Below are 6002 nucleotides of genomic sequence, written 5' to 3'. Positions count from 1 at the left end.
CAACTTGTGGAGGTCCTATTCTTTGCGACGATCAGGAGGAGAACAATCTAGCGATTTGAGCTGAATACGATTCCCTTGTCCGAGTTTTATAGATTTATATTACCCATGTGAAACTGCGAATAGCCAAGTAAAATTATTTACTACATATTGACAAAAAGAATCTAAAACTCGAATCACTTTCAAAATTAACTTATGAACATGCCAGCTCGTTCTTGAATTATTTGAGTCAAAACGAAAAATCCAGATCAACTGTTAGAGGCATGCAACGGACATTGACATTATTTTTTGAGTTTTTGGCAAAAAAAGAGCTTTTAGCAGATATTAGTCATGATGATTTTATTAGAAAACCAAGTCCACATGATCCTCATCAAACCTACACACTTTCACCTTTTAAAGGCGTCGTTCTTCCTAGTCGAAGCACACCGAATCAAGCTCATATGTTACCCGAAGAATATATTATTCCTTTCATAGAAACAGCTGTTAGAGTAGCGAACCCTATAGCCTTGGGTGTTTATTTGCAATGCTTTGGAGGAATTCGTGTCGGAGGTCTTGTCAACATTCGTAGAGAAGATATTACTTCAATAGGGGCTTATGGAGCTCACGGTATGATTATAAGATTACGGAAACAAATGATGAGACAAGATATCACTGATCTTGAAGGAGCTAATTACGTAAAAAAAACAAGAAGACAAGTAATCTTCCCAATAAAAAACTGGTTACAGATATTATATAAAGAACATCTTCATAATTATCAACCACTTGATGAATCAAACGCGCTATTCGTTACCCACGACGGAAAGGCAATGACAGGGAGTTCTTACAGGTATCACTTTTCAAGGGTTAAGAATGAGTTTCTTCGTAGGCTAAGGAAATCAAGTAATCCTGTAGATCGTGTGAATGCTTCTAAACTAGAAGAGTTTAAATGGTCCACTCACATAGGTCGTGGTATTTTTACTAACCTGTTAGCAGAAGAAGCATTGAACGCGTACGATATAGCTTTACCTAGAGGAGATACGAATTTAGCTTCTTCACTTATATACCAAGGTAATACGTTAAGGATGAAAGAAAAGCTTGAGGCACGAATGGAAAATTTATATAAAGATTACATTCCTAATCTTTTGAACAAATAATGGGTGATTATTGATGGAATACTATACAACCAAAGAAGCGAGTACTCTATTGAACTATTCAGCTACCCAAATTCGTCTTTTGATCAAACAAGGCCGATTTCCGGGAGCAATCCAAGTTGATCGTAGAAGATGGCTGATTCCAGTAAAACAAGTTGAACAACTTAATGAACAACTAAACAATATTGATTATAATCATTTCTACTCAACACTTGAAGTAGTAAAAAAGTTAGGCCACACTAAAACGACAATCTTTAAAAAAATCGAGTCAGGGGAATTTAAAGATGCTTTGTTCTCTAGAAATCAGTGGTGGATACCAAAAAATGAAATAGATAACATGGTTAGTTACATAAATGAGATAAATTCTAATTATTTGATTGCTCCTCAAGTCGCTGAAATTTTGGATTGCTGTTTGCACACAGTCCTCAAGATGGTACGTTCTGATACTTTCCCAAATGCTATTTTCTTTCAGAAAGCTTGGAGAATTCCGCGCTCCGATGTTGATGAATACATTAAAAAACGTTTACAAGATAGAAAAAGCTTTCTATCAACCAAAGAAGTTGTGAAGTTGATGAACTTGAGTATACGTTCTGTTAATGCAATGGTGTCCGCTGGTAAAATTATTGGCGCATTTAAAAATGGGAAAAGCTGGTTCCTTCCTGAGGACTCTGTAAAAGAAGTGCTTGCACAAATGCAAGAAAAAGAACAACAATCATTCGATCCGATTAATATATTCAAAAGAGGAATAACTGGAATTCAACGGCCCCAGCATTTAAAAGAAACCATTCGATTATTCGATGAGTTTGTTTTAACCAAACTATCAGCAAGTCGGGCTTCAGAGGAAATACGTCAAGCTGCCGCTAGACAATATGTAGCTACCATAGAAAATTTGATTTCTCAACTACACAAAGAAGTATTTAATCTATCAGATGAAGAGGTAATTAGGATTCTTAAAAGCGATAAATTGAATCATTTAAAGAAATATACTTTCGTTCAGTTTCTTGATTATTGTACTGGTGTAGTTTCATGTAAATTTAAAAACAAATACCGCGAAGTTCGATTTAACAATAAGGAACAAGAAATATACCCACCTGATATTTACTACTCCTACTACACTTTTGTACAAAATTTTAATTTACATATAAATGAGGCAGTAGCTAGTCGTAAATATGCTGTTACTTGGTTATATGTATTGATCCATATGATTGATGCTTGGAGAAAAAATGATATTTTAAAGATGCCTACTGTTCCAATTGAAGCAATTCAAATTGAATCATTTAATGATTTCACAGGATATACTTTTACGAAAGCTTCTGCACAATTATTGTTGAGTCAGATTGCATCAAGGGTTGAGCGAATGTATGTTTCAAAAACCGGTGCACTCGGTCATTTCACCGTTAATGAAGATATGCAGATCCCCACAGCTATAGCACTTACGATATGTGAGTTACACCGAAGAAAAATGAATGATTGTGTTTTATTACGCTTCTGGTCAGTCAATGCCAAGAGGAAAGATCCACACAAAGATATTCATTTCAAACCATTTTTCGAATCGAAACCTGAATTAATAGGTTTTTCGAGCTTAAAAATGAATCGTAGTCTTCTTACATATTTTTTCTATAGCGTAACTGAAGGTAAAGCAGATGCTGATATTTCATATTATCTAGCTCAAAGATTACGGAGTCATCTTGCAGAAGATACAACGGCCATTTATATACAATCTACAAATATGGATGGGCACTTGGATAGGGTTTCTATTAATCTGTTTAACCGCGGTCACTTTGGCTGGCTCTATAATTATATTCTCAAGTTAGCTTTCCCGGATGGGAAAACAAGCCATTTAAGCATGGAACAACAAACGCTAATGATTTCAGAGTTTAGAAAGGAATACACTCCCCTTCAACTAGAAGGCCTCGCTTATTTTTTAAAAAAACAGCAAACAGAGAAGCAATCATTGGCTTTGAAAATAGCTGAATTACCGATCGAAGCGCTTAACGATAAAGTGCATAAGATTTTTCGTGGAGAAATGCCTGCAAAAATAAAAAACGCCCAATGTTTCACGTACCCTCATTGTGCTTGTCCTACTGCAACCTCTTGTTTGCAGTGTGAATATGTCATACCTAGAACCTATTTGATGATATCTATTGTTGAAGAGATTAATAAACGCGTAGAATCTATAAAGCGTTCCACTTTTACAGCGGTTCGCACCCGAGAGTCCATATTAATTTATAAAATGCTTGACCTCTTATTGCAGGCTCAACATGAGTTCGGTAGACAATATGTAAGTCAATTTATTAATTTGAAAGATCTTGAAACAAAACTAATCAGTATTGATCATCTGCTAATAGAGACAGGAGACTTCAAGTAATGAACACAGCTCTAGTTCAAAGGGAAGTTATTACAAAGACAATCAAGAACAGACACATAGAGTCTATCGGTTTCATTTCTTACACAACCGAAAATATAGAAATATTCCACTCCTTGTTCGAAGAACTAATGAATGATGACGTGATGGCAAAAGGAGCATTCAATGATCGTGTTTTCAAGTTTCGAAACAAGGATTCATATGGAACGTTCATCTTTGATTTAGATATGTATGCGGATTTACAAATGGCTCTAAGATGTTGGGTATTATTAAACAAATCAAATTCAATTAGTACCACACAACTTTTAGGTTCATTCAATAAGATTAAATCGGCCGCATTCTTAACGAATGGTTTTAGTTTTGAAGAAGATACATTAGCTGTATTTGAAAAGCAACTCAGGGAATCATCAATACGCGTAAGTAAAAAAATAAGCGAATCAGTTTTACAATTCTTATCCTTTACAAATCATCCCCACTATGACGTATACCATGAAATATGCAATCCATTTATTTATCGAATGGTCACCGTACGAGAGCTTCCCCCTTATCAAGATATTTTAAACTTTGATGATGTAATGAATCGATTTCTTATGGTATGGAATGAAGATGAGCGATTAAAGTTTTTTTCTATCATTTTATGGTGGAGAATTACAAAGATTATCCCTATGCGCCCTAGCGAGTTTTGTTCAATAAAGAGAGATTGTCTGACAATTACTCATGATGGGAAATATTTCATTACTATACCTAGAGAAAAGCGCAAACCGAGAAATAAGTATGAAATTGAAGTTACAGATACCCTACAGATCAATAAGGAAACGTACCAACTTATTACGGACTACATTGAACTAACATCTCCTTTTCCTCCGACACCTTACCTACTCTCCTATAGTGCTTACTGTGAGTTTTTGAAAAATAAACCATTCTCAAAAATAAATACTGATTTACTTGCACTTAACCAGTTCTCTAAACTTCTTAATCAGTTTTATGACGAAATTGTAATTCAGAAATTCAATCGAAACGATTTAGAAAGAATTACTCCAGGTGACACGCGCCACTTTGCATTTTGTAATATGATGCTCCAAGGTTTTAATATGTTAAGTATTGCTCGAATGGGTGGACACCACAGCTTACATAGTCAGATACATTATCACAGTCACTTGGATCACTTTGCTGAATCCTATGTATATACTTTAACCCAAGCACATCGAATGGCACGAATCAACTTATCGAATACTGATATAAATCTCGACTTCAGAGAACTGCTTGCTAAAGGACAATTGTATGCAATAAGTGATTTTGAGGAAGTTCATCAAGTTGAATATGGTTATTGCACAGATCATCCATTAAGATGTAGAGTCGGGGATTGTAGATTTTGTGAGCACTTTTTCATACCCAAAGAAAAATTAAAGGATTCTTATAAATGGCTTAAAGATTGCTCTGACACACTGGCCGCGCGCATCAAAGAACAGATCGAATTAATGAAGCGAATAAGTAAAGATATGGTTTATAATCTTCAAACGTTAGAATATCAACATACTACACAGGAACAATTGGCATCCGCGGCAAATGAACTTAGAAGAATATTTGACCAAAAATCGATGGTTGACTATCTAATGGAGGAAAACAATGATTAAAAAAGAAAAAAAGTCAGGTAGACCTGAAGTCTACTCGGACAAGCAACTTAAGGATATTTTACTTAAATATACTGTTAAAAATCCTGGAAAAAAAATTAATTCTCTTCAATTAGAAAAGGAAACCGGTATTAAAAGACATGTTTGGTCAAGACGTATGAAGCAAGAAATTAACAATCTTAAATGCCCTATAGATACAGAATTCGGAGGAAAAGATGGTACGCTGCCCCTCCCCAATGTGATTGAATTAGTTGAAACGTACTGGAACAATAAAAAGAAGTTAATTCAATCACTATATCACGTTAACGAGTTAATTCAATCGTCATACGAGCAAGCTTTAATGTATCATGGGAAGTGTATTGAATATGAAGAGCTAGAGAAGAAATATAGTCAAAAACTCGTGGAAACTGAACAACTTGAAGAAAGAATACGATATCTTGAGAAGAAATATTTAGAAGTAACAGTGCAGGCAACATATAAATCAATTCAAAAAGAGCAAGGCTTAAAAAATGTAATTGACTTAAAAAATAAAAATACGGATCAGCCGGCATTAAGCACAAATTTCAGAAAATATTATAAAGAGTTATTCGATTAACACTACCAGAATAAAATGATAAAAAATTAATAAACGCGTAGAATCTATAAAGCGTTCCACTTTTATAGCGTTTCGTACCCAAATGAAAAATGGTTACTTTAATGTCCACTATTTATGGGGAGTCGGATAAAAAAGTAACTATTTTTCTGTCGTTATTGATGACAATAGGTAAGGCTCACCCTCGGCATATTCCGTTAGGGTTGCCTTTTCCCTTGTCTCACACCGTACGTGCCACTTTCGCGGCATACGGCGTTCCATCTTTACGTAACGATACTTATTATCAG

The 6002-nt window shown here is 34.9% G+C and carries 5 protein-coding genes; all 5 read left to right on the top strand.

Going from position 1 to position 6002, the window contains the following annotated elements:
• Positions 1-260 precede the first annotated feature (260 nt).
• Positions 261-1130: a hypothetical protein gene (locus tag AC3G2T_RS38520; RefSeq protein WP_488438792.1), complete on the top strand. Its 870-nt coding sequence runs from the start codon at positions 261-263 to the stop codon at positions 1128-1130.
• Between the two features lie 13 nt (positions 1131-1143).
• On the top strand, positions 1144-3495 hold the full coding sequence (locus tag AC3G2T_RS38515; protein WP_474687320.1) for a helix-turn-helix domain-containing protein: 2352 nt from the start codon (positions 1144-1146) through the stop codon (positions 3493-3495).
• Positions 3495-5126 carry a site-specific integrase gene (locus AC3G2T_RS38510; RefSeq protein WP_474687318.1) on the top strand — a complete coding sequence of 544 codons (1632 nt, stop codon included), beginning with the start codon at positions 3495-3497 and terminating at the stop codon, positions 5124-5126. The genes AC3G2T_RS38515 and AC3G2T_RS38510 overlap by 1 nt, the downstream gene beginning before the upstream one ends.
• Positions 5119-5718 carry a hypothetical protein gene (locus tag AC3G2T_RS38505; protein WP_474687316.1) on the top strand — a complete coding sequence of 200 codons (600 nt, stop codon included), beginning with the start codon at positions 5119-5121 and terminating at the stop codon, positions 5716-5718. The genes AC3G2T_RS38510 and AC3G2T_RS38505 overlap by 8 nt, the downstream gene beginning before the upstream one ends.
• 101 nt (positions 5719-5819) lie before the next feature.
• Positions 5820-6002: hypothetical protein (locus AC3G2T_RS38500; RefSeq protein WP_488438791.1), on the top strand; the 183-nt coding region annotated here is incomplete at its 3' end.

This window comes from Paenibacillus sp. sgz302191, from assembly GCF_057749925.1.
The sequence above is the reverse complement of the archived record's forward strand: the minus strand, read 5'-3'. Positions and strand labels throughout refer to the sequence as shown.